Below are 23611 nucleotides of genomic sequence, written 5' to 3'. Positions count from 1 at the left end.
GAAATTTATAACATATATTTCCTGTTCTGCAGCCGAAGCCGGCGTTTGAGCAGCGCCCGTGGTTCGGGATAGACTTTTCTGCTCATAGCTTCCAGTTCTTCACGGGTGATCTCCTGCTTAATTACAGCGAAGTGATACATGATTTCATGAATAACGTTAGACTGCAGCGTCTTCAGGACCTCCAGCTCCTCCGTATCGTAGAGATCGTCGTCAAAAGGATATTGGTAGAACAGCTCCATCCGCAGCAGTCTGAAATCAAACGGAGGCACAGGTACGGGATAATCCAGTATCTCCGGGCAGAGCGGGCTTTGATAAGGCTGATAAAAGCAGCCGGTCAGATAACGGGGGGTATATTCATCGAACTTTTGTTTAAACATAGGATTGGATACATGCGGGAAACTATGGGCATAGGGTGAGAGAATGCATACAACAGCCTGATGGGTACTTATTCTATAAATCTCTGACATCGCTGCAAATAGGTCGTTCACATAAGGCATGACCCGGCTGGCCATTACAAATTCGGCCGTATTGTCCGGCAGGGGGATTCCTTCGCCAATATCGCAGACGATATCAACTCCGGGGTACAGTGTGCGGTCAATTCCCAGATAACCCGATTCTTTGTCCGGGCCGCAGCCGATATCGATTCTCAGGGGAAACCACCACTCCTTCAAGGTGCTGAATAAGGCTCTTCACTATTGTATTAGTCCAGTGCTTCCGTGTGTACGGCGGATGCCCACCTTATAACGCCAAGTTTACACAACCGGGCTTACGGGGTAATCCTTAATAAGGTAGGCAAGCTTCAGGCTCTGGCCCTACCGCAAGATACAGAGGAGGTACACAGCATGAGACCACAACGAACATTACCCGCTATGGCAGCAATCGCTGTATTACTATTCACCTTAACGGCTTGCGGCGGGAATAGCCCGGCTGAAGCACCTGGAGAATCGTCTGCGGGCCAAGCACCGGCCCCTGTCCAGACAGAAGCGGTCCCTATTGCCAGCTCAGTGCTTAAGCCAAGTCCTTCCGCCGCCGGAGAGGCACAGCTCATTCAGGGATCAGGTATTTATGTCGGACAGATTGATAACCATTCGGTAGAGATTGAGACGGAAGAAGGGCCGACGGCCTTTGAACTGGGAACAGGCGTTGAGGATGCGCCGGAGCTGCTTGAGATGGATGATCCCGTGGTTTTTGCCTATGTGGAAAAAGTAGTCGGAACTGACCCTGTCGTGATTCAGCGGATACTGTCCAGTCTGGCCAAGGCAGACAGTGAAGAGACGCCGCCGTCACAGGCCGGGGTGCTCCCGGATACCCGTACCTTCAAGCTGACGCTGGAAGGTATGGAAGAGGAGAAGACGGCAGCGCTGGCCGCCGGTGACGGATTCTCGTTGTACGTATTCGATATCTTCACCTTTGATGCGGCAAGCGGCAGACTGGCGATGAAGGTGGACCCCGGGTATTATGCCGAAATTACGAAGCTGCCTCCGGATTACAATCTGGATAGGCTGGAACAAGAGAGCCGTGCAGAGCTTGCCTCTACAGGCAAGGTTACAGCGCTCGGCGAGAAAGAACGTGACCGGCGGATGTCTGATGTCCGCCTGTATCTTACGGCTATGGGCTCTGGCCTGACCCGTCAGGTGGCCGTGAAGGAGACGGACGGACAAGGTTATCTGATCCGGTTGAACATTCCGCAGCGGGAGGCCTCGGAGGGGTTCGGACCGCATGTATATGCTTCGCTGGATTCACTGGTCAATCAGGAATAAGACCGGGCTGCGCACCTTGACATTGCAGCTTGCCCGGAACCGGGACGGCAATGGAGACACCCCTGTGCGGGGTTCCTCTCGTTGCCGTCTTTTGCTGCCTTTGGGTCCGGTCCCAAAGGTTATTTTGTTGTAACCGGGGTAGCAGAGAAACTTTTCCCGCCTAGCTTGCGTCAAAGAGAGAGTGAAAATGAGAATAGTTTCCTATCCGGGAGGGTGAGCTTGTGAAAAAGTTATGGATTTCTATGGTTGCAGGATTATTGGTATTGCCGATGTTGTTCCAGGCTCCGGCCCAGGCAGCAGCTAAACCCATCAGAGTTATTATTGATGGAGTGACATTGACCACAGATCAGCCGCCGGTCATGGTGAAGGGACGGACGATGGTACCGCTGCGGGCAATCTTTGAAGCCTTCAATGCCGATATCAAGTGGAATCAGAAGACACAGACCGTAACAGCTTACAAGGATGATACAACGGTTGTACTCAAGATCGGCTCCAAGATCGCCACGATCAACAACAAGGCGGTCAGCCTTGATGTGCCGGGTCAGAATCTGAAGGGCCGGACCATGGTTCCGACACGGTTCGTAAGTGAAGCGCTGGGCCGGGAAGTGGGCTGGAATAAGGAAGCCCAGCTTGTGACGATCACCACTCCGGTTCCGGCCGGTGGGAATGCGGCCCCGGTATCCGGAGTCGCTGCCCAGGATATCGGTGATTACGGCGACGGACGGGATTTGCAGGTCAGCTTCAACCGGGCGGCCGATGAGTCGCTGGTGGATCACTATCGTGTGCTGATCGTCAAGACAGGTACTGCGCTGGATCTGTCATCCGCACTGGCAGTGGGCTCCTATAATTATTCCGTGGTTCTGGTAACAGGGGCGAACCCGGTGGTGAAGCTGAACGCTGCTACCAGAACCCTGGACGGTGATCTGATTAAGAATAATCAGGGATACACCGCTTATGTTGTGACCGTCGGCAAAGGAAACAATACCAGTGCCCTCTCCGGTGGAGCGGCCCCGGTAACCCTCACTAACAAGGCGGTTCCGGCACTCGGCACCGTGCAGGTTAAGGATACCAGTGATTACGGGGACGGAAGGGATATCTCCGTCAGCTTCAGCAAGCTGGCAGATGAGACTAAGGTAAGCTCTTACCGGATATTTGTAGTCAAAGCCTCGAATACCTCTGTTTTTGATCTGGGCAGAGCGAATGCGGTGGCAAGTGCCAATTACACACAGACTAACAAGACAGGGAACAATATCAGTTTGAATCTCCTTTCCGGTTCCCGGGATACAGATGGAGCGCTTATTAAGACAGGAGTCGGCTACCGGGTCTTTGCACTGGCGGTGGACAGCAGCAATGCAGCGAATAATGTGCTGTCTCAAGCTTCTGCGGTTCTTACGCTTTCCAATGTGGGGATTTCGAGCCTGAGTGTGACTGATGTGAATGATTATAACGACGGCCGCGATTTGAAGGTCTCATTCAACCATGCTTCAGATGAAACCTATATCAGCCAGTACCGGATTATGGTAGTTCCTACGTCATACTACAGCAGCTTCAGCTTGAATGATGCGAATAATGTACAGAGTGCCAATTACACGGCTGTCAACACATCGGGATCTGCTACCGAACAGATTCTGAATTCCTCCAGCCGAGATGTGCGCGGCGCACTGATCAAGAATGGAACCAGCTACAAAGTATATGTATTGTCTGCCGGTAACGGAAACAATCCAGGCTCGAATGTACTATCGGCTGCATCTTCGGCCATTACACTTCTGAATACCTCCGGCCTCAGCGCAATATCCGGTCTGAACGTGAGTGATGTCAGTGATTATGGGGATGGCCGTGATCTGAAGGTATCGTTCACTCATGCCGGAGATGAATCTTACATTAGTCATTACCGGATTCTGGTTGTACCTACGAACTACTACAGCAGCTTCAGCCTGTCCGACGCGAATAATGCAGCCAACTATATCACGGCCAGCACCTCCGGGAACAGCACCAGTCAGGTATTGGATGCCTCATCCAGAGATGTGCGCGGTGCCGTGATCAAGCCGGGAACCAGCTATAGGGTGTATGTATTAACCGTCAGAAACGGCAGCTATCAGGGTGCTAACCTGTTGTCGGATGGATCGGCAGCGATTACCTTATCAGCCAAAGAAAAGCTTCCGGTCACCTCCGTGACCAATGTGACCTACGGAATGGATAACGGCGGAATAGTGGTTAAATTCACCAAGTCCTCCCGTGAATCGAATCTCTCGGAATACCGGGTATTCGTCGTTCCGTCCAAGCAGAGCTTCGGTTCCGCAGAGGCCCTCGGAGTGCAGGGCTCTTATTATAGAGCAGTAGCCCCTAACGGAAGCAACCAGTCTGTTGCGGCTGCAGGCAGGGATATTAACGGTAACTCTATAGTCAAAGGAACCAAATATAAGGTGTATGTGCTTGCAGTAGCCAATAGTTCAGGAATACAGAATGGCGGACTGTCTGATTCGAGCGAAGAGTTTGAGTTGTAAACGGCATTCTAGACGCTTATAGCTATTAAAAAACACAGCATGTCCCGGACAAAGGGGATGTGCTGTGTTTGCTGTGGAGGCGGTTGTCAGGAAGCTCCGGCATTCACCAGAACAGTGGATAACAGAAGCATGAACAGGAGCAGGAGAACAGCGTTAATGATCGTACCGGTGATAGCGAATACCTTGCGGCGTCTGCGTAGAGTAAGTCCGATAATGCCGGTAACCGCCCCGATCACATTAACCGCTACAAGAATAAGTACAGTTAAGCCGAGATACATGATCGTTTCTGCCGAATCGGCAATGAGCTTATTATTCTCATTCATGAGTGATGCGGCTTGTGCTCCTACGTAGACAAAGGTAATGGCGTAGCATACCAAAGTAAACAGAGCGATAACGAATGAAGCGATACCGGGCCCGGAGTGCTTATAATCGCGTTTATTCTCTTCGTACGCATTTTCGGGTTCGGGAGATGAATGATAGTCCATGGGCTGCGCTCCTTGAGATGAAATAGGGTTACTACCACTTTTCCATAAGCTGGCTCCAAATGCAAGTCTACTGGCCAAATACCTGTAAGAACCAGTGGCTGGCAATAGGCGGCGCAGATACGTTAAGATAGGAGGAGTTCAAGACACAAAGGAGCTGTGGAACCATGCAACGAAGATTGATAGGCTGGGGAGCTGTGCTTGGGATGCTGTCTGTGGCAATCGGCGCGTTCGGATCGCATATTCTGAAGCCTGTAATCAGTGCAGACTATCTGAAAGTGTACGAGACCGGCGTCCAATATCATATGTTTCATGCGCTGGCCTTGATTCTTATCGGCTTGACCGCAGGCCAGTGGGGGGAGAGTAACCGTCTGCGCTGGTCAGGACGGCTGATCGGCGCCGGAATTATCCTGTTCTCAGGCAGTCTGTACGTCCTCAGTATTTCCGGTATCAAAATTCTCGGAGCGATCACACCCCTCGGAGGCGTATGCTTCATCGCAGGCTGGATCTGCTTTGCCCTGGAAGCCTTCAAGCGTAAGAATTGAACAAAAGCACCCGTTCCGGAGTCCCGGGCGGGTGCTTTGTTGTCCTACAGAAATTCATCAATCTCATTGAGCTTGAAGGTGTAGACCTGCTTCTCGTCCACATGGTATACGCTTAACGAATTGGCCCCTTCGTCAAAGTTCAGAATACGGCAGGGCATGGATACCTGCTTGCCGTGCCGGTTCGCTCTCAGCCGGACCAGCTGGTTATTCTGAATGTACTGCCGGATCTTGCCGAATACATCGGCTGGAGTCTCTGCAGGTGCGGCAGGCGGCTTCTTGGCTGCGGGCTGTTCGGCAGGCTTGTCCGCCGGAAGGTCCGCTGGCTTCTCTGGCAATTTCACTGACATCGGAGCCGGTGTGAAGGAGTCGTTCTTCAGAGCCATTTTTGCAGATTTCAGCAGGTGATCAATGGTTCTTCCAAGCTCCAGACCGGAGTTGATGTTGAAGTCAGTGATTTTGTCACTGCTATTCAACATTTCAAGCATAAATTGCAGTGCAAGCGGGTTAGTGCGGGCATTAATCAGGATGTCGACATTGAACAGATAATTGCCGTCGGTGTGTTGTAGTTTCTTATCCATTAATCCCCCAGCTTCATCGTTTGGCACGATTTATCGTTTATTAATAAAGTATATAAACTATACCATTAAACAGGCAAAAATTATATACCCTCGTGTATAGAAGTAAGGACTTACGGCCCTCTTATTTATCCGGGAACTAGGACCATCGTCCACACGCGGCCAGAACCGGACGCATAACCTACAACGTAAATGCGAAAAAGGGAGGTGCTGCAAAAATGGTAACGTTAGAGCCTGTACAGGTGGGCGATCATGTTCTGGTAGGTGTGGAGGTCAAGCTGCCCAAAACTACGCTGCTCAGCATCAGCACAAGCAAGGGTTACATCATGTGCGGAGCGCTGGATATAGGGCTGCTGAATGAGGTGCTGAGTGACCGGCAGATTATTGCTGCAAGAGCTGTAGGAGTGCGCACGATTCCTCAACTGCTGGCCGCGCCGCTTGAATCTGTAACTATAGAAGCGGAAAAGCTGGGAATTGTGCCAGGTATGACTGGTGCAGAGGCCCTGCTTCTCATGATGTAGGGTGCATGTCCATGAGAGGTCAGCCCGGGAGCTTCCCGCCCTTTGGCTGACCCCATTTTGCCTTTGAAAAGTGAATTTTAGCATAACCAGCCCAAGCTTAGCTCATCCTACGGGGTAGGGCGGAAAGAGGCTTGTCCGGAGTCATCTTTGTTTCGCCCTGTAGCCAAAAGGGTAAATGGAGAATAGACAACTGCAAGGCCGGACAATGGACAAGCAGCCGGCTAAATTCATGGATAAGGAAGGGATCAACTCATGGCTAAAGCATCAAACAAAGTAAACACAAGCTCATTGGAACAAGTACTTAACCGTCAGGTGGCCAACCTGAACGTATTGTATGTGAAAGTGCATAACTATCACTGGTATGTGAAAGGCGAGCAGTTCTTTGCCCTTCATGTCAAGTTTGAAGAGCTGTATGATGATATTACCCTCAAAATGGATGAGGTTGCAGAACGCCTGCTGAGCATCAAAGGCAGCCCGGCAGCGACTATGAAAGAATATCTGGAAATTGCTACGATTCAGGAAGCCACAGGCAAAGAAGATGCCCGGGGCATGGTTCAGGCCCTGATCGAAGATTTCGCTACAGTAGCGGAAGAATTGACTGAAGGCATCGAATTGGCTGAAGAGAACAGCGACCAGCCGACAGCGGACCTGTTCATCAAGATTCGTGCCGACCTGGAGAAGAACCAGTGGATGCTGCGCTCTTTCCTGGGCTGATTGCCGGATAAATTAGCAGAATAATTTCAACTATAGGAATAAAGTCTCCCTGGAGGGAGACTTTATTTATTTTCGAATGATAAGGATGTCATTGAAACGAATGCCGTCCTTTAAAAGGACAGCGTAGCCGTTTCTACTCGAAGTCACTAAGAGTTAGGTGGAGCGTTGTATTCTCATCAATCATCATTTGAATGAATTTCAGTGAAGCCTGCATCTCCGGTTCCGAGAATTCACTCATTTTCTCGATGAACTTCTGCTCCAGGTTCTCGTGCATCCGGGCGTGGAGTTCAAAGAGCTGTCTGCCTTTCGGAGTAAGGCTGAAGTAGATTTCTTTCTTGTTGTCATTCATCCGGCTCCGCTTAATGCAGCCATCCTGGAGAAGCTTGGCGCTGATCTTAGTGATGCTTGCCTTGGACAATTTCATGGCCTCCGCAATGGTAGTGCTGTTCACAGGCTCGTGCTTGCCGATACAGTCGATGACATGAATACTGGTCAAGCTGGTTGAAGTGAGAGTAATTCCGTGCTTCCGTGTGAGATCCGTAAATGCATCCATTTCGGTTGCAAAGGTCTCTTCAACTAAATGGGAGAGGTGGAGAAACCGGTCATACAGCAGCCGCTTAAGTCCTTCAGAAGAATGCATAGGGCTCAGCATCTCCTTTCTGTAGAAGTATCTTTATTCTAACTCGAAATGATTAACGTGTAAACTAACTTCACAGACAAGTTATTTATAATAGAACAATGGTTTTAAATTAAATGAAACCATTTGACATCGTATTTCATTCAAAATATAGTTAACTGGTAAACAATATTAATTATTGGACACCAAACGATATTTTGGGGGGATGAAGATGAAGGATGTGTTCACTACCGTTAGAGAACGGCGGACTATTAGGAGATTCAGCGCTGCACCGGTTGAACAAGAACGGATTGTTGCCCTGCTGAACGAAGCAGCTGGCTTATACGAGGCCGAAGGAACGCCGCACTGGCGCTGTCTTTACTTTGGCACTCCCGATTCCCGTGAAAAGCTGGCTGAATCCATGATCGCGAAGGTGACAGGCAGCCGTCTCGGGAAGCTCCTTCCTGCCCCAATGACAGATCTTCTAAAAAAGCAAATCACGGGGACTCCCGCTCATGTGATCTTCATTGCCGAGTCCGCCGGCACAGAGCGGGAACGGGACGAGAATTACGCCGCGGTCTGCAGTATCATGCAGACTGTTCAGCTTCTGGGCTGGGAACAAGGACTGGGTATGCTGTGGTACTCAGATCCCATGATTCTGAGCGAATCGTTCTATAAGCTCATCGGTTGGCGTGAAGGAGAGAGGTTTGCCGGGATTTTGGAAATAGGCTACTTCGACAAAGCACCGCGAGGACGAAAAAGAACACCGGCAGAACGGAGCTGGACTACCATCGGTGAAGGCGGCAGCATACATACCGTGGCCGCCCCCTTCTCTGAACAAAATATCCAGAAGCTGCTGAACGAGGCGGTCTGGGCGCCGAATGACGGGATGCGGGAGCCTTGGCGGTTCATCTATGTGACGGGGGATAAGACAGAGGCCGCAGGCAAACTGCTGTTCTCTGAAGAGGCACCTTCCCCGCCATTCCTTCTGGTCGTAGCCAGAGAAGAGGCAGACCCGCACAAGCAGGACGAGGATTATGCGGCGGTGTGCAGCTTGATCCAGAATTTTCAACTGCTGGCCCAGTCCGAAGGGTGGCACTTACGCCGCAGGATTCCGGAATGGGTCTATGACCGGAAGCGGTGCGAGTCCTTCGGGCTTCGTCCGCTGGAACGGATCGTCGCAGTGCTTGAAGCAGGGGAACATCAGCGGTATTCAAATTCCGGTTTTCCTCCGCACGCAGTGAAGATAACCATTAATTAATTTGATTAAAAAGGGCCGATGTAATAAAATTAGTGAGAATCATTGATAATCATCCTGATTCAATTTATAATAATTATAATGTGATATAAAATCTAATTGCTTGTAATCAGGGTTAACCTGTGACAATACAACTTTCTGATTTCGCAAATCGATCAATGGAGGGAATAATAATTATGGCAGCAGATTTTGTCATTGAGGGACTGAAAGCGACGATTGAAGGAAAAGAAATTCTGAAGGGGATCAACCTTCAGATGAAGGGCGGGGAAATCCACGCCGTGATGGGACCGAACGGTACTGGTAAAAGTACGCTGGCCTCAGCTCTGATGGGTCATCCCAAGTATGTGGTTACAGAAGGTACAGCTACGCTTGAAGGTGAAGATCTGCTGGAGATGGCAGTGGATGAGCGCGCCCGCGCCGGTCTGTTCCTCGGCATGCAGTATCCAAGTGAAATCAGCGGAGTGACGAACTCCGACTTCCTGCGCAGTGCGATCAACTCGCGCCGTGAAGAGGGCAGCGAGATCTCACTGATCCGCTTCATCCGCCAGATGGAAGCCAAAATGAAAGAACTGGATATGAACCCTGAATTCCTGCACCGTTATCTGAATGAAGGCTTCTCCGGCGGGGAGAAGAAACGTAACGAAATTCTGCAAATGATGATGCTGGACCCTAAGATCGTCATTCTTGACGAAATTGACTCCGGCCTTGATATCGACGCACTCAAAATTGTTGCCGATGGTGTGAACACCATGCGCAGTCCGGAACGCGGATTCCTGATTATTACCCACTATCAGCGTTTGCTTAATTACATCAAGCCTGATTATGTGCATGTCATGATGCAGGGACGGATTGTCAAATCCGGCGGCCCTGAGCTGGCTCACAGACTGGAAGCGGATGGTTATGAATGGATTAAGGAAGAACTCGGCATCGAAGACGAAACTGTAGGACAAGAAGCTTAGAAACGCTGGAAGGAGGAAACCACTTATGACGACGCAAACCATTCTTCCCGTGGATGCACAGCAGCTCAGCGTATGGTCGCAGAGCAGCAGCGAACCGGGCTGGCTGAAGGACAGCCGCTTGAAGGCTCTGGAGCTTGCCGCAGGGCTTGACCTGCCGAAGCTGGAGAAGACACGGATTGACCGCTGGAATATCAACAACTACGGGGAATTTAAGACAAGTGCGGCTTTTGCCTCACTTAGCGAAGCTCCGGCCTCCATTGCCGGACTGATCGAGGGGCAAGAAGAAGGCAGCCTGATTATTCAACGGAACTCAGGGGCAGTGTATGCCCGTCTGGCTCCGGAGCTGGCTGCGCAAGGCGTGATTTTCACCGATTTGCAGACTGCAGTCAGAGAGCATGGAGACCTGGTTCAGCGTTATTTGCATAAGGCAGTATTGCCTGAAGAACACTCTATCGCAGCACTGCATGCAGCCTTATGGAACGGCGGGGTATTCCTCTATGTTCCGAAGAATGTCATCATCGAGACTCCGCTGCAGGCGGTCCTGCTCACGGATGACGCGGAAGCTGCCTTTGTACCGCATATTCTGATTGTTGCCGATACTAACAGTTCGTTGACCTACGTGGATAACTACGTATCAGATAAGACTGAAGCGGGTCTGCATAACGGCGCCGTTGAAGTATTCGTAGGTGCAGGTGCCACTGTAAGATACGCTACTGTACATCAGATGGGGCAGGATACTACGGATGTGACGTACCGCCGCGCCGTTGTGGAGAATGACGGCACCATTGAATGGATTATCGGTGAGATGAACTACGGTGATACAGCCAGCGACACCAAGTCGATCCTGAAGGGCAACGGATCGAGTTCGGATGCGAAGGTAATCGCTGTAGGCTCCGGTTCGCAGAAGCTGAGCTATACTACACAAGCCCAGCACTTCGGCAGAAATACACCAAGTGACATGATTACCCGTGCTGTGATGCGGGATTCGGCGACTTCGATCATTAACGGAATCACCAAGATCGAGAAAGGCGCCACCAGAGCTGACGGACAGCAGACAGAGAAGGTTCTGATGCTAAGCCCTAAGGCACGCGGTGACGCTAACCCGATCCTCCTTATAGATGAAGATGATGTAACCGCAGGCCATGCCGCTTCCGTAGGACAGGTCAATTACGAGCAAGTCTATTACCTGATGTCCCGGGGAATATCGCGGCATGACGCAGAAACACTGATCATTTACGGCTTCCTTGCTCCTGTAGTGTCGCAAATTCCACTGGAGGGACTGCGCAATCAGCTCCAATCTCTTGTGGAAAGGAAGTTAGGCCAATGATTAGCAGTATAATCCGGGAGCAGTTTCCCATACTGAACCAGGAGATTAACGGCCATCCGCTGGTCTACCTGGACAGTGCGGCAACTTCCCAGAAGCCGCGTCAAGTCATTGACGCGGTCAAGTCTTATTATGAATGGGATAATGCGAACGTGCACCGCGGGGTTCATACCCTGGGAAGCCGGGCAACCGATGCTTATGAAGGCGCCCGGGAGAAGCTGAAGAATTTCATCAATGCCCGCAGCACCAAGGAGATTATCTTCACACGCGGCACAACGACCGCACTGAATATTGTAGCTTCCTCTTACGGCCCTTCCGTCCTGCGGGAAGGCGATGAGATTGTGATTACCCAAATGGAGCATCACAGCAATTTCATTCCCTGGCAGCAGCTGGCCAAGAAGACCGGGGCAACCCTGAAATTCCTGCCGCTGCAGAAGGACGGGACCATCACACTGGAGGATGCTGAGAAGACGATCACGGCTCAGACGAAGATCGTGGCCATAGCTTATGTGTCCAATGTCATGGGCGTTACCCATCCTGTCAAAGAGCTTGCAGCGATTGCTCACCGCCACGGCGCGGTAATCGTTGTGGATGGGGCCCAGAGTACACCGCATATGAAGGTAGACATGCAGGAGCTGGACTGCGATTTCTACGCGCTGTCCGGTCACAAGATGCTTGCGCCTACCGGGATCGGCGCTCTATATGGCAAGAAGGCCCTGCTGGAAGCCATGGAGCCGGTTGAATTCGGCGGTGAGATGATTGATGATGTTGGGCTGTATGAGTCCACCTGGAAAGAGCTGCCCTGGAAGTTCGAAGGCGGGACGCCGATTATTGCTGGCGCCGTCGGCTTGGGGGCAGCGATTGATTTCCTCCAGGAGGTTGGAATGGATCATATTCACCGCCATGAAATGCAGCTTGCCGCCTATGCGGAGCAGCGGCTGTCGGAGATCAGCGATCTGACGATCTACGGCCCCCGTAACCGTCAGGTGGGGGTAGTTACCTTCAACCTTGGGGATGTCCATCCGCATGATGTAGCCACAGTCCTGGATGCCGAAGGCGTTGCTGTACGTGCGGGACATCACTGCTGCCAGCCGCTCATGCGCTGGCTGGAGGTTAGTTCCACTGCCCGGGCCAGCTTCTACCTGTACAATACAGAACAGGATGTAGATTTGCTGGTTCAAGCTTTAATCAAGGCAAAGGAGTACTTCAGCTATGAACTTGGATGACTTGTATAGACGCGTAATTATGGATCATTACAAAAATCCCCGGAACCGTGGTTCATTTGAAGATGACGCTCTGAAGATTGAGCTGAACAACCCTACCTGCGGCGACCGCATTACGCTTCAGCTTAAGGTGGAGGACGGCGTCGTCCAGGATGCCCGTTTCAGCGGCGAAGGCTGTTCCATCAGCATGTCGTCGGCTTCGATGATGACGGAAGCGGTCAAAGGCCAGACGATAGCGCATGCGCTTGAGATGGCGGACAGCTTCTCCTCTCTGATGAAGGGTGAAGAAGCGGATTTCGGAGACTACGAAGATATTGAAGCCTTGTCCGGTGTGAACAAATTCCCTGCGCGGATCAAGTGTGCCACTCTGGCCTGGAACGCGCTTCGCAAAGGTATAGATACGAAAGAAGCTCAGCAATAACATTACAAACGAGGAGGCTTACACCATGGCTAAGAAAGCGCCTGATATGGAGGAATACCAGTATGGGTTCCGTGACGAGCACAAGTCGATATTTCAGTCTGGTAAAGGACTCACGGAAGAAATCGTCCGGGAAATTTCTGCAATCAAAAACGAGCCGGAATGGATGCTGGAGTTCCGTCTGAAGTCCCTGGAGCAGTTCCGCAAGATGCCAATGCCTAAGTGGGGCGGCAATCTGGACGATCTGGATTTCGAGGACATTCAATATTATGTAAGACCTTCCGAGAAACAAGGTAAGACCTGGGAGGAAGTTCCATCCGAGATTAAGGAGACCTTCGATAAGCTGGGGATTCCGGAAGCGGAGCAGAAGTTCCTGGCCGGCGTCTCTGCACAGTATGAATCTGAGGTTGTATATCACAGTATGCAGAAGAACCTTGAAGACCAGGGTGTAATCTTTACGGATACGGATTCTGCACTGCGTGATCATCCCGAGCTGTTCAAAAAGTTCTTCGGTACGATCATTCCTCCAGCCGACAACAAGTTCGCAGCGCTTAACAGTGCAGTTTGGTCCGGGGGCAGCTTCATTTATGTTCCGAAGGGCGTGAAATGTGAAGTGCCTTTGCAGGCTTACTTCCGGATCAACTCCGAGAACATGGGGCAGTTCGAGCGCACTCTGATTCTCGCAGATGAAGACAGCTTCGTGCACTATGTAGAAGGATGTACCGCACCTATCTACAGCACGAACTCTCTGCATAGCGCAGTGGTTGAGATTCTCTGCATGAAGAATGCCCGTGTCCGTTATACCACGATTCAGAACTGGGCACCGAATATCTACAACCTTGTAACCAAACGTGCGGTTGCCGAAGAGAATGCCACCATGGAATGGGTAGACGGCAACATCGGCTCCAAGCTGACGATGAAATATCCGGCGGTTGTTCTTAAAGGCCGCGGCGCTAAAGGCTCGGTATTGTCCATCGCAGTAGCGGGCAAGAACCAGCATCAGGATGCCGGCGCCAAAATGATTCACCTGGCACCGGACACTACGTCTACGATTGTGTCCAAGTCGATCAGTAAGCACGGCGGCAAGGTCACTTACCGTGGACTCGCCTCCTTCGGCCGTAAGGCAGAGGGCGCGAAATCCAATATCAAATGCGATACGCTCATTCTGGATAACGAGTCCACCTCGGACACGATTCCTTACAATGAGATCATGAATGATAACATCGTGCTTGAACATGAAGCTACCGTCTCCAAGGTGTCCGAAGAGCAGCTCTTCTACCTCATGAGCCGCGGCCTCTCCGAAGCCGATGCCACCCAGATGATCATCATGGGCTTCATCGAACCGTTCACCAAAGAACTGCCGATGGAGTACGCGGTTGAGATGAACAGATTGATTAAGTTCGAAATGGAAGGCAGCATCGGGTAACCAGAAGCTTCTTCCCTTCATTCAGTAATATCCTGCGCGTGTCCACAGAATCTTGACGCAATCTGGTCGAGGATCTGGGGGCACGTTTTTTTATACGGAGCTTGTAATTATTATACATAATATCCCTTTTGCAGGCGGCTTAAGGGCTCTTCGCAAGCGCTGAATCTTGCTATATCTTAATTGAGCAGTATTTGCGAGGAAATAGCAGCAATTAAAACGAAGGGCGTCCTTTTCCGCCTGCTTAGGCCCTGTTCTTTCCGAAAAGAGAGGAAAACGGAGGTTTATCCCCTTTGCCGCATTAAATTATGGATGATAAACTGCTTAAAGTCCCTAAATTGAAAGCGTTAAAAAAAGGTGGGTTAAGATGTGGAAGGTTGCTGTATGGGACTAAGTTTATGCTTACAAAGTAAGCTGTACTTCGTAAAGCCAAGTTTATGCTTACGGAGCAAGCTGTACTTCGTAAAGCTTTAAGGAGGAGAGATATGGATGTTCTCAGGCAACTGCGGGGCTTTTATCGGGAGAAGCTGCACTATTTGATTCTATCGATTGTATGTTTGGCGGCCGCAACTGCAGTGGGGCTTATTACCCCCAATTTGTTAAGGAGATTGATCGACGATGTTATTGTTCCCCTAAAGTTTACTGAGGTGCCCGTACTCGCTCTTAGTGTGCTTGCGGTCATTATTGTTAAGGCGTGCCTGCAGTTTGCCCATGGGTTCTTCGGCGGACGGCTGGGGAATTTCCTGGCGTACCGGCTGCGCAATGCCTGCTATGAGAAGCTGCAATTCCTGTCCTTCCGCTATTATGATACCGCGAAGACAGGTGACCTGATGTCCCGGCTGACCGGGGATTTGGAAGCCATCCGGATGTTCATCGGCTTCGGATTTGCCCAATTGCTGAATGTGTTTTTCATGGTTCTGTTCGGCTCCATCATGATGTTTACCATCAACTGGCAGCTGACGCTGGTTACTCTGATCACTATGCCGTTCCTGGCTGGAGTAGCACTCAGATTTGAATCCAAGATTCATCCGGCCTTTCAGGAGATGCGCCTGGCATTAAGCTCCCTGACAACGGCTGTACAGGAGAATGTCACCGGGGTGAGAACGGTCAAATCGTTTGCGAGAGAAGCATACGAAGTTGAGAAATTCTCACACCGTAATGAACGTTATAAAGATAATCAGATTTTTGCGGCTGAGCTGTGGAGTAAATTCTTCCCGTTCATGGAGCTGCTCGCTTCGGTCAGTGTTGCCATATTGCTGGGCGTCGGCGGTACGCTGGTCATTAACAAGCAGATGTCACTGGGAGAGCTGGTAGCGTTCTTCAGTCTGATCTGGTACATCATCGGTCCGGTGTGGGGACTTGGGTTCCATATCAATAACTACACCCAGTCCAAAGCCTCCGGCGAACGTGTGCTGGAAGTGCTGAATCAGCAGATTGATGTCAAAGATAAAGAGAACGCGCGTGAGCTTGCTCCGGCTGAAGTAAAGGGTGAGGTGGATTTCGATCATGTCACTTTTGCTTACGGGAACAAAATGCCGGCGGTCAAGGATATTCATTTCCATGCCGAGCCCGGTGCGGTCATAGGATTCCTTGGCGGAACAGGGTCCGGGAAGTCCACCATCACCCAGCTCATGATGCGGGCTTATGATGTGAACCAAGGAAGTATCAAGCTCGACGGAGTGGACATCCGTGAATTCCAGGTCCGCAGTCTGCGCTCACAGATATCGACGGTATTCCAGGAGACCTTCCTGTTCTCGTCGTCGATCCGCAATAATATTTCTTATGGACTTAAGAATGTCAGCATGGATGAGATCATCCGTGCCGCCGAGCTGGCGAAGGCGCATGACTTCATTATGGAGATGCCGGAAGGCTATGATACGGTCGTTGGTGAACGGGGAATGGGTCTCTCGGGCGGCCAAAAGCAGCGGATTGCCATTGCCCGCGCGCTGCTGAAGAATCCGCGGATTCTCATTCTGGATGATGCAACCAGTGCGGTTGATATGGAGACGGAGCATGAGATTCAGGCCGGATTCCAGGAGGTTATGCGCGGACGGACGACTCTGATTATTGCCCACCGCATATCTTCTCTGCGTCATGCCGATCAGATCATTGTGATGAATGAAGGGAAAATGGTCCAGCAGGGCACCCATCAGGAACTGATCGCCGTCCCTGGACCTTATCAGGATGTGTACCGGATTCAGTACGCCGATTATTTAGCCAGGGATAATGAACGAGAGGCGGGTGATCCGGCATGAACCTTCAGACCTCCAAGAAGACCGCAGAGGGCGCAGTAGAGACTGACAATAGTAAAGTAGAGGAACAGACGCTTGAAGAACGGTTTATCTATAAAGATGATGATGTGATAGACAAGGCTTTTGACTGGAGGCAGTTCACCCGCTTGTTCGGTTATATGAAGCCATACGCGAAGCAGATGCTGCCGCTTGTCTCCATCATGATGATTCTGGGCACCATTACCAAGCTTACGGTTCCGTTCCTGACAAGTATGGCGATTGATAAAGCGATTGCTCCAAAAGACGGAAATACCAGCTTGACGCTGCTCTATACGTTAACGGCAAGTGTAATCATCCTGTATCTGATCCAATGGATCGCCGGCGTATACCGGATCAAATATACGAATGTGATCGGCCAGCGGGTGATCTATGACCTCCGCTCGGACCTGTTCCGGCATATCCAGAAGCTGTCCTTCAACTTCTTCGATAAACGGCCTGCAGGCTCGGTACTGGTCCGGGTAACGAATGACATTAACTCGCTTCAGGATTTGTTCACGAACGGGGTAGTCAATCTGATGATTGACTGTGTGCAGCTGCTGGGCATCATGGTTATTCTGCTGCTGATCAACTGGAAGCTGGGGCTGGCGGTGATGATCACCGTACCTATTATGTTCCTGATCTCCACCAAGCTGCGGCAGCGAATCCGGATCGCCTGGCAGGATGTGCGGATGAAGAACTCCCGGATCAACTCCCATCTTAACGAGTCGATTCAAGGGATTCGCGTCACGCAGGCCTACACCCAGGAAGAAGAGAATATGCATTATTTCGATGCCATGAATATGGACAGCCGGAAGTCCTGGAACAAAGCATCCGCTATGAACCAGGCGTTCGGCCCTATTATTGAAGTTACCGGCGGCTTCGGAACGATGATTCTCTTCTGGTTCGGGGCTTACCTGATTCAATCGGGAGAGCTTACCATTGGTTATCTGGTGGCCTTCAGCAGCTATGTCAGCAACTTCTGGGACCCGATCAACCGGCTGGGACAGATGTACAATCAGCTGCTGGTTGCGATGGCTTCCTCAGAGCGGATCTTCGAGTATCTCGACGAGCAGCCTGCGGTTCAGGATAAGCCGGGAGCCACGCCGCTGTCCAAGATTCAAGGGGATATTCACTTCAATAATGTAGTGTTTGAATATGAGAAAGGCCGTGCGGCACTCAAAGGCATCAATCTGGATGTCAAAGCAGGCCAGTCCATTGCCCTAGTAGGACATACCGGCTCCGGCAAAAGCACAATCATCAACCTGATTGGCCGGTTCTATGATATTAAGAGCGGCCACATTACGATTGACGGCCGGGATATCCGCGAGGTTACTCTCCAGAGTCTGCGCGAACAGATCGGGATTGTATTGCAGGATACCTTCATCTTCTCGGGAACGATCCGCGACAACATCCGCTTCGGACGGCTCACCGCGACCGATGAGGAGATCGAAGAGGTGGCCAAAGCTGTGGACGCCCATGATTTCATCATGAAGCTTCCAGGAGGGTATGACACCGAGGTGGAGGAGCGCGGCAGTGCACTGTCCATGGGGCAGCGTCAACTGCTGTCCTTCGCCCGGGCGCTGCTGGCTGATCCGCGGATTCTGATTCTGGATGAAGCGACAGCCAGTATTGATACCGAGACGGAGATCAAGATTCAGGAAGCGCTGAAGCTGCTGCTTCAGGGCCGGACCTCCTTCATCGTTGCCCACCGGCTCTCCACCATCCGCCATGCGGATAAGATTGTGGTGCTGGATCATGGCGAGATCAAGGAAGAAGGCAACCATGCCGAGCTTACCAAGCACGACGGCATCTATAACGGCTTGATTGAAGCGCAGTTCCGCTTCTTATAGCAGCTCTTACAAGCAGCAGCCTGTCCCCGAATGGAGGGATGGGCTGCTGCTTTTTTTGAATATTTAAGCGTTACCCCGGCCGTTTGCCGGACCTGCCGCTTACCCGGACCTCCAGCAGTTGGGCGCTAATCTCCTGCTGCCAGGCGGTGTCTTGTGTATCAGCTGCCAGCAGGCCTTCCATATGGAGGCGTGCCATCTCCCAGCAATAGACAGTGTTGATATGCAGACAGTGCTGAAGCTCGTCTTGTTCCGCCGGAGCCAGCGGACGCTTCAGACTCAGAGTGTACAGTTCAGCCAGGCGCTGATGAACCGCAAGCATAACATTCCTCCTTATCAGGCTGTGAGCGAATAGCACCGGAGCTGATGCGCTCAGTATCTGCTATTAGCCTGGCCCTGGAGGGGCGGATTCAAACCGGAAGGAGGCATAATTTGATTATTCAGATCAGCGGATAAATAAAGTTCTTGAAATCGCTTTTATTTATGCTACAATAACAGTAATACAGGATTGTGACCGGTAACGCGGGCAATGCCTAAGCTGATTCGAGTATCATTTTTATGAATGATATTGGGATCAACTTAGGCTTTTTTTGTACAAACTATGCGTCAGGGGGTGAAATAGAGATGATTATCGAAAAGGTGCTGAACAATAATGTGCTCCTGACCAAGAACCAGAAGGGCAAGGAAGTTATTGTGATGGGCAGAGGAATTTCCTTCAATAAGGTTGCGGGTGATTATGTTGATCCTGCCAAGGTGGACAAGATTTTTCTGCTGAACGAGAATGAATTCACAGCCCGGCTGACCGAGCTGCTGAATGATATTCCGGTGGTTCATCTGGAGCTGGCGAGCGGGATTGTATCCTATGCCAATGAAGTGCTGCGCACGGAGCTAAGCGATAATCTCTATCTGACGCTGACGGATCACATTCATTTCGCGCTGCAGCGTTTCGAGAAGGGAATTCTGCTGAAGAATGCGATGCTGTTTGAAATCAAACGTTTTTACAAAAAGGAATTCGGGATCGGGCTGGATGCGTTGAAGATGATTGAGGAGACTACGGGTCTTGCGCTTGGTGAAGATGAAGCCGGGTTCATTGCCCTGCATCTGGTCAACGCCAGAATGGATGGCACTGAGGTAAGGTCTACCATCAAGATGACGGAGATCGTCCAGAATATTCTGAACATCGTTACCTATCATTATAAGGTGGTACTGGATGAGAATTCGCTGAATTACTCGCGGTTTCTGACCCATCTGCAGTATTTTTCCATGCGGATTCTGAAGAAGGAGACGAACAACAGCGGTGAGGAGTTTCTGTATAACCAGGTGAGGCAGACCTATGTCAAGGCTTTTGAATGCGTGGGCAAGATCAATGAATATCTGGAGAAGACCCATGGACAGAGCTTAAGCAAGGATGAATACGTCTATCTGACCATTCACATCCAGCGTGTAACGGACCGCAATAGTCTGGAGTAACGCGTAACATCAACAACCATCCTCTATAATTTCATATTTTCATCGGACAGGGTGTAACTGGTAATGCAGGCAAAACCTGAACTGATGGCAAAAAAGCGTGTTCGGACGCCTTCTTTTGCCTTGAGTTCAGGTTTTTCTTGTTTGCAGAGGGGAAAGATAGAACATTGCTGGCACAAATCGCCTCTGCAGCGATGCTTATAATACAGATTCTCAAAAGGAGCAAACTCACATGAGTAACAAAGACTTATCCAAACAAATCATTACACTCGTTGGCGGAGAAGGGAATGTGAATTCCGTCTTCCATTGTGCCACACGCTTAAGATTCAAGCTGAAGGATAACAGCAAAGCCAATAAAGCAGCATTGGAGAAAACGCCGGGCGTCATTACAGTAGTCGAAAACAGCGGACAGTTCCAGGTCGTCATCGGCAATAATGTCAGCCAGGTGTTTGAACAGATTATGAAGGAAACCTCGCTTCAGGATGCCGAGAAGAACGGTGGTGACGAGAGCTCGGAAAGTACCGGCGTGCTAGGCAAAGCGGTAGATATTATCTCTAGCATTTTCTCGCCGATTCTCGGAGCACTGGCCGGGGCAGGGATTCTTAAGGGCTTGCTGGCCCTGATTCTCTCCCTTGAATGGATCAGCGCCACCAGTGGTACTTACCTGATTCTCAATGCGGCGGCTGACAGCGTGTTCTACTTCCTGCCTGTATTCCTGGCGGTTACAGCAGCGCGTAAATTCAAGGCGAATCAATTCGTGTCCATTGCCATCGCCGGAGCTTTGATCTACCCCGCAGTCGTTGCGGCGGTAGGCTCACCAGACCCGCTGCACTTCCTGGGGATCAAGATAATACTCATCAACTATTCCTCCAGTGTAATCCCGATTATTCTAGCGGTATGGGTACAATCCTATGTGGAAAAATGGTTCCGTTCCTTCATTCATGAGTCGGTCCGGAACATTCTGGTTCCCATGTTCGCACTGCTCATTGTTATTCCGCTTACCTTCCTGGCCTTCGGACCTGTAGGTTCACTGATCAGTGACGGACTCGCTTCCGGTTATACCTGGCTCTACAATCTCAGTCCGCTTGTGGCCGGAGCCATTGCCGGGGCGTTCTGGCAGGTATTCGTTATCTTTGGTGTACACTGGGGCTTCGTGCCGATCATGCTCAGTAATATTGCTACCCTGGGACAGGATACAATGCTGCCTATTCTCAGCGCGGCAGTACTGTCGCAGGCCGGGGCAGTCTTCGGCGTATTCCTGAAATCGAAGAACCCGCAGCTTAAGGCGCTTGCTGGTTCCTCCACACTGTCGGCGGTCTTCGGCATTACGGAACCGACGATTTACGGGGTGACCCTGAAGCTCAAAAAGCCGTTCATCTACGCCTGTATCTCCGGCGCGATCGGCGGTGCGATTATTGCCACAGGCGGCGCAAGAGCATTGTCCTTCTCCCTGCCGGGTCTGCTGGCTTTGCCGACGTATTTCGGCACCGGATTCATCTGGGTAGTCATTGGTATACTTGTAGCATTCGTACTGTCTGCTGTACTGGTATTAGTTCTTGGATACAATGACCCTGAGGCAGCTCCGGCGGCTTCTGTTAACCAGGGTGGAGTTACCGGTACCACGACCCCAACGCTGATTGATAAAGAAATCGTGGTAAGCCCGCTGGCTGGAGTGCTGCAGCCGCTGGAGAGCCTGCCTGACGAAGCTTTTGCTTCCGGCGCCATGGGCAAAGGGATTGTCATTGAGCCGTCTTCCGGCAAGCTGACCTCTCCTGTGAACGGAACAGTGACCACTGTATTCCCTACAGGACATGCCATTGGCATCACCTCGGACAGCGGAGCTGAGCTGCTGATTCATGTCGGCGTTAATACCGTGAAGCTCAAAGGTCAGCATTTCAACAAAAAAGTAACGGAAGGCGATAAGGTGGAAAAGGGCCAGCTCTTGCTTGAATTTGATCTGGAAGCCATCCGTGCAGCCGGATTTGTAACCGCAACTCCGGTCATTGTAACTAACTCGGCACAATACCTTGATGTGCTTAAGAGTACAGGAACAGATGTAACAAACGGCGAGCTTCTGCTGACATTAATCCGGTAATCATTGACGCAGGTAATATTCCACACCAATAAGGGCTGTCCTCAGCTTGGCCAATTGCTGGCTCAGCGGGACAGCCCTTTTGTCTGGGCAGAGAAGTCTTGCCGGGTTATTCCATATAGATCTCCACGACGGCAATGGTTCGTTCGCGTGACAGGTCAAGGAATTTGCCTTCGCTCTGTACGAGCGGACGAAAGACATCCAGCGGGTTGTTCATAATGATGACTCCCATATCTCCGGTGCTCAGCAGGACGCGTTTGCCGATGAAGTTGGGCATCAGATGATTAATGAAGGCCTGGACCAGTTTGCCGTTCAGCTTGCCGAAGCTGAGTGAGTTGATCTCGCGCAGGACGGAGATCAGCTCCTGCTTGGACTGATAGACCCGGTGAGTCGTCATCGCGCTGTAAATATCAGCAACGGCTGCAATCTGGGCGTAAGGGTGAATATCTGTCTTGGTCAGCTGCCGGGGATATCCGGAGCCGTCTTCCCGTTCATGATGCTGTAAGGCAACCAAGGCTGTAAAGGGGTCGTTCATGGAATTCTGAATGATCTCGTATCCGTATACCGTATGTAATTTGATCTCATCGTATTCTGCAGGTGTCAATTTGCCAGGCTTGTTCAGGATAGCGGGGGAGATGCGGCATTTGCCGATATCAATCAAGTATCCCGCACGGCCGATCTCGTAGCATTCTGTCTTGGAATAGCCAAGCCATGTGGCGAGGTAATACGAGAGCATGCCTACCTGAAGGGAATGGTTATAGGTGTAGTTATCTTCCCGGTCCAGCAGCAGAAGGAGTGACACTACATCCTTGTGTTTGTCTAGCGTGGATAATGTCGGCTGAAGAATATCGTCCACCACGGACTGATTGAAGCTGCCTTTGCTGAGCGCTTCCATATATAGAGACTCGAAACCGTCAATCATGATATCGAAGCTGCCGGTTGCAGCCTGAATGATTGAGGTCCGGCTGGAAGGGGCAGGCTCTTCCTGCACGGACTCGATATCTACATAATCAACACCATGCTGGATGAGCTTGGCGATTTCCTCCATGTGCAGCCGTGATCCCTTAGGTAATACATGAAGCCCGCGTGAGCTGAAGGTATCCATCCGCAGATGATCACCCGGTTTAAGGTCCATCACGTGTACTCTCAATGAATAGGCCACCTTACTAAAGCAATTTTTTTGAGCATAGCAACAAATTATGTAATATTCAATGGTGTAAGAGTACTGAATTATGACTTGCGGCTTGTGCAACTGCGCAGATTAGCGGGGGGATGGGCAGGCCGGGTTAACCGCCGGATACAGGCGGGATCAACGCCACTTCTGAGCCTTCAGTAATATCCATGTCATCAGGCGCGTATTCATGGTTAACAGCGATCAGGGAGACTCCGATCTGTGGCGCTGCATCAGGATAGGAGGCCGAGAGGAGCTCCTTGAGCCTGCCGGCTGTCACAGGGGACTCATGGGCATGGAAGATCAGAGTGGAGGAGCCGATGACTTCGGCCAGGCCGGCGAACAGCCGAATGGAGATGTGCATGATTTTTCACCCTTTCAGGACGTAGGTCCGGACAGCTTATAATGATTACAATATACCATAATGAGCCTGAAAATGTTA

22 protein-coding genes are annotated in these 23611 nt (G+C 51.0%); 15 read left to right on the top strand and 7 right to left on the bottom strand.

Annotation, left to right across the window (positions count from 1 at the left end):
• Positions 1-5: 5 nt before the first annotated feature.
• The gene (locus HQN87_RS24375) at positions 6-671 is read right to left on the bottom strand and encodes a class I SAM-dependent methyltransferase (RefSeq protein ID WP_254075642.1); all 666 of its coding nucleotides are present in this window, start codon (positions 669-671) and stop codon (positions 6-8) included.
• 171 nt (positions 672-842) lie between these two features.
• On the opposite strand from HQN87_RS24375, the gene HQN87_RS24370 reads away from it, so the two are divergent.
• Together HQN87_RS24370 and HQN87_RS24365 are read left to right on the top strand one after the other, a co-directional pair.
• Complete coding sequence (locus HQN87_RS24370) at positions 843-1760, top strand: DUF8580 domain-containing lipoprotein (RefSeq protein ID WP_173138621.1); 918 nt, start codon at positions 843-845, stop codon at positions 1758-1760.
• A 221-nt stretch (positions 1761-1981) separates the two neighbouring features.
• A complete protein-coding gene (locus HQN87_RS24365) occupies positions 1982-4264 on the top strand; it encodes a copper amine oxidase N-terminal domain-containing protein (RefSeq protein ID WP_173138619.1) in 2283 nt (760 codons plus the stop codon).
• 86 nt (positions 4265-4350) lie between these two features.
• On the opposite strand, the gene HQN87_RS24360 is transcribed toward HQN87_RS24365, so the two are convergent.
• A complete protein-coding gene (locus tag HQN87_RS24360; protein ID WP_173138617.1) occupies positions 4351-4749 on the bottom strand; it encodes a hypothetical protein in 399 nt (132 codons plus the stop codon).
• Between the two features lie 164 nt (positions 4750-4913).
• On the opposite strand from HQN87_RS24360, the gene HQN87_RS24355 reads away from it, so the two are divergent.
• Positions 4914-5291, top strand: a complete 378-nt coding sequence (locus HQN87_RS24355; RefSeq protein WP_173138614.1) for a DUF423 domain-containing protein — start codon at positions 4914-4916, stop codon at positions 5289-5291.
• 44 nt (positions 5292-5335) lie between these two features.
• On the opposite strand, the gene HQN87_RS24350 is transcribed toward HQN87_RS24355, so the two are convergent.
• Positions 5336-5869 carry a hypothetical protein gene (locus HQN87_RS24350; protein ID WP_173138613.1) on the bottom strand — a complete coding sequence of 178 codons (534 nt, stop codon included), beginning with the start codon at positions 5867-5869 and terminating at the stop codon, positions 5336-5338.
• 215 nt (positions 5870-6084) lie between these two features.
• Here HQN87_RS24350 and HQN87_RS24345 point away from each other — a divergent pair, with 215 nt between their 5' ends.
• A complete protein-coding gene (locus tag HQN87_RS24345; protein WP_173138611.1) occupies positions 6085-6387 on the top strand; it encodes a YunC family protein in 303 nt (100 codons plus the stop codon).
• 252 nt (positions 6388-6639) lie between these two features.
• Positions 6640-7101 carry a Dps family protein gene (locus HQN87_RS24340; protein ID WP_173138609.1) on the top strand — a complete coding sequence of 154 codons (462 nt, stop codon included), beginning with the start codon at positions 6640-6642 and terminating at the stop codon, positions 7099-7101.
• 133 nt (positions 7102-7234) lie between these two features.
• On the opposite strand, the gene HQN87_RS24335 is transcribed toward HQN87_RS24340, so the two are convergent.
• Positions 7235-7741, bottom strand: a complete 507-nt coding sequence (locus HQN87_RS24335; protein WP_173138607.1) for a MarR family transcriptional regulator — start codon at positions 7739-7741, stop codon at positions 7235-7237.
• 208 nt (positions 7742-7949) lie between these two features.
• Between HQN87_RS24335 and HQN87_RS24330 the strand changes: the two genes are divergently transcribed.
• From HQN87_RS24330 to HQN87_RS24295, 8 genes are all read left to right on the top strand, one after another.
• Complete coding sequence (locus HQN87_RS24330) at positions 7950-8978, top strand: nitroreductase family protein (protein WP_173138605.1); 1029 nt, start codon at positions 7950-7952, stop codon at positions 8976-8978.
• Positions 8979-9151: 173 nt separating this feature from the next.
• On the top strand, positions 9152-9934 hold the full coding sequence (gene sufC / locus HQN87_RS24325; protein ID WP_173138603.1) for a Fe-S cluster assembly ATPase SufC: 783 nt from the start codon (positions 9152-9154) through the stop codon (positions 9932-9934).
• Between the two features lie 25 nt (positions 9935-9959).
• Positions 9960-11261: a Fe-S cluster assembly protein SufD gene (gene sufD, locus HQN87_RS24320; protein WP_173138601.1), complete on the top strand. Its 1302-nt coding sequence runs from the start codon at positions 9960-9962 to the stop codon at positions 11259-11261.
• Positions 11258-12484 carry a cysteine desulfurase gene (locus HQN87_RS24315; protein ID WP_173138599.1) on the top strand — a complete coding sequence of 409 codons (1227 nt, stop codon included), beginning with the start codon at positions 11258-11260 and terminating at the stop codon, positions 12482-12484. The genes sufD and HQN87_RS24315 overlap by 4 nt, the downstream gene beginning before the upstream one ends.
• Positions 12471-12902: a Fe-S cluster assembly sulfur transfer protein SufU gene (gene sufU, locus HQN87_RS24310; RefSeq protein ID WP_173138597.1), complete on the top strand. Its 432-nt coding sequence runs from the start codon at positions 12471-12473 to the stop codon at positions 12900-12902. The genes HQN87_RS24315 and sufU overlap by 14 nt, the downstream gene beginning before the upstream one ends.
• A 25-nt stretch (positions 12903-12927) precedes the next feature.
• Positions 12928-14325 carry a Fe-S cluster assembly protein SufB gene (gene sufB / locus HQN87_RS24305; RefSeq protein ID WP_173138595.1) on the top strand — a complete coding sequence of 466 codons (1398 nt, stop codon included), beginning with the start codon at positions 12928-12930 and terminating at the stop codon, positions 14323-14325.
• A gap of 482 nt (positions 14326-14807) precedes the next feature.
• A complete protein-coding gene (locus HQN87_RS24300; protein ID WP_173138593.1) occupies positions 14808-16577 on the top strand; it encodes an ABC transporter ATP-binding protein in 1770 nt (589 codons plus the stop codon).
• The gene (locus tag HQN87_RS24295) at positions 16574-18442 is read left to right on the top strand and encodes an ABC transporter ATP-binding protein (RefSeq protein WP_216857433.1); all 1869 of its coding nucleotides are present in this window, start codon (positions 16574-16576) and stop codon (positions 18440-18442) included. Before HQN87_RS24300 ends, HQN87_RS24295 begins: the two co-directional genes overlap by 4 nt.
• 70 nt (positions 18443-18512) lie before the next feature.
• On the opposite strand, the gene HQN87_RS24290 is transcribed toward HQN87_RS24295, so the two are convergent.
• Positions 18513-18761, bottom strand: coding sequence for a DUF7667 family protein (locus tag HQN87_RS24290; RefSeq protein WP_173138591.1), 249 nt, complete (start codon positions 18759-18761; stop codon positions 18513-18515).
• Positions 18762-19063: 302 nt separating this feature from the next.
• On the opposite strand from HQN87_RS24290, the gene licT reads away from it, so the two are divergent.
• Together licT and HQN87_RS24280 are read left to right on the top strand one after the other, a co-directional pair.
• Entirely contained in the window at positions 19064-19909 is an 846-nt protein-coding gene (gene licT, locus HQN87_RS24285) for a BglG family transcription antiterminator LicT (RefSeq protein ID WP_173138589.1), read from the top strand.
• Between the two features lie 229 nt (positions 19910-20138).
• Positions 20139-22001 carry a beta-glucoside-specific PTS transporter subunit IIABC gene (locus HQN87_RS24280; RefSeq protein ID WP_173138580.1) on the top strand — a complete coding sequence of 621 codons (1863 nt, stop codon included), beginning with the start codon at positions 20139-20141 and terminating at the stop codon, positions 21999-22001.
• Positions 22002-22107: 106 nt separating this feature from the next.
• On the opposite strand, the gene HQN87_RS24275 is transcribed toward HQN87_RS24280, so the two are convergent.
• Both HQN87_RS24275 and HQN87_RS24270 read right to left on the bottom strand, forming a co-directional pair.
• The gene (locus HQN87_RS24275) at positions 22108-23148 is read right to left on the bottom strand and encodes an HD-GYP domain-containing protein (RefSeq protein WP_173138578.1); all 1041 of its coding nucleotides are present in this window, start codon (positions 23146-23148) and stop codon (positions 22108-22110) included.
• 136 nt (positions 23149-23284) lie between these two features.
• Positions 23285-23533, bottom strand: a complete 249-nt coding sequence (locus tag HQN87_RS24270; RefSeq protein ID WP_173138576.1) for a MoaD/ThiS family protein — start codon at positions 23531-23533, stop codon at positions 23285-23287.
• Positions 23534-23611 lie beyond the last annotated feature (78 nt).

It is taken from the genome of Paenibacillus tritici, assembly GCF_013204885.1.
GTDB classification, from domain to species: domain Bacteria; phylum Bacillota; class Bacilli; order Paenibacillales; family Paenibacillaceae; genus Paenibacillus_AQ; species Paenibacillus_AQ tritici.
Note: the sequence above shows the minus strand (reverse complement) of the source record. Positions and strands in the feature narration are given on the sequence as shown.

Excerpts from the sequence above, each read along its gene's own strand:
- HQN87_RS24370 (WP_173138621.1), top strand. The coding sequence starts at position 843 with ATGAGACCACAACGAACATTACCCGCTATGGCAGCAATCGCTGTATTA.
- HQN87_RS24360 (WP_173138617.1), bottom strand. The coding sequence starts at position 4,749 with ATGGACTATCATTCATCTCCCGAACCCGAAAATGCGTACGAAGAGAAT.
- HQN87_RS24355 (WP_173138614.1), top strand. The coding sequence starts at position 4,914 with ATGCAACGAAGATTGATAGGCTGGGGAGCTGTGCTTGGGATGCTGTCT.
- HQN87_RS24350 (WP_173138613.1), bottom strand. The coding sequence starts at position 5,869 with ATGGATAAGAAACTACAACACACCGACGGCAATTATCTGTTCAATGTC.
- HQN87_RS24345 (WP_173138611.1), top strand. The coding sequence starts at position 6,085 with ATGGTAACGTTAGAGCCTGTACAGGTGGGCGATCATGTTCTGGTAGGT.
- HQN87_RS24340 (WP_173138609.1), top strand. The coding sequence starts at position 6,640 with ATGGCTAAAGCATCAAACAAAGTAAACACAAGCTCATTGGAACAAGTA.
- HQN87_RS24335 (WP_173138607.1), bottom strand. The coding sequence starts at position 7,741 with ATGCATTCTTCTGAAGGACTTAAGCGGCTGCTGTATGACCGGTTTCTC.
- HQN87_RS24330 (WP_173138605.1), top strand. The coding sequence starts at position 7,950 with ATGAAGGATGTGTTCACTACCGTTAGAGAACGGCGGACTATTAGGAGA.
- sufC (WP_173138603.1), top strand. The coding sequence starts at position 9,152 with ATGGCAGCAGATTTTGTCATTGAGGGACTGAAAGCGACGATTGAAGGA.
- sufD (WP_173138601.1), top strand. The coding sequence starts at position 9,960 with ATGACGACGCAAACCATTCTTCCCGTGGATGCACAGCAGCTCAGCGTA.
- HQN87_RS24315 (WP_173138599.1), top strand. The coding sequence starts at position 11,258 with ATGATTAGCAGTATAATCCGGGAGCAGTTTCCCATACTGAACCAGGAG.
- sufU (WP_173138597.1), top strand. The coding sequence starts at position 12,471 with ATGAACTTGGATGACTTGTATAGACGCGTAATTATGGATCATTACAAA.
- sufB (WP_173138595.1), top strand. The coding sequence starts at position 12,928 with ATGGCTAAGAAAGCGCCTGATATGGAGGAATACCAGTATGGGTTCCGT.
- HQN87_RS24300 (WP_173138593.1), top strand. The coding sequence starts at position 14,808 with ATGGATGTTCTCAGGCAACTGCGGGGCTTTTATCGGGAGAAGCTGCAC.
- HQN87_RS24295 (WP_216857433.1), top strand. The coding sequence starts at position 16,574 with ATGAACCTTCAGACCTCCAAGAAGACCGCAGAGGGCGCAGTAGAGACT.
- HQN87_RS24290 (WP_173138591.1), bottom strand. The coding sequence starts at position 18,761 with ATGCTTGCGGTTCATCAGCGCCTGGCTGAACTGTACACTCTGAGTCTG.
- licT (WP_173138589.1), top strand. The coding sequence starts at position 19,064 with ATGATTATCGAAAAGGTGCTGAACAATAATGTGCTCCTGACCAAGAAC.
- HQN87_RS24280 (WP_173138580.1), top strand. The coding sequence starts at position 20,139 with ATGAGTAACAAAGACTTATCCAAACAAATCATTACACTCGTTGGCGGA.
- HQN87_RS24270 (WP_173138576.1), bottom strand. The coding sequence starts at position 23,533 with ATGCACATCTCCATTCGGCTGTTCGCCGGCCTGGCCGAAGTCATCGGC.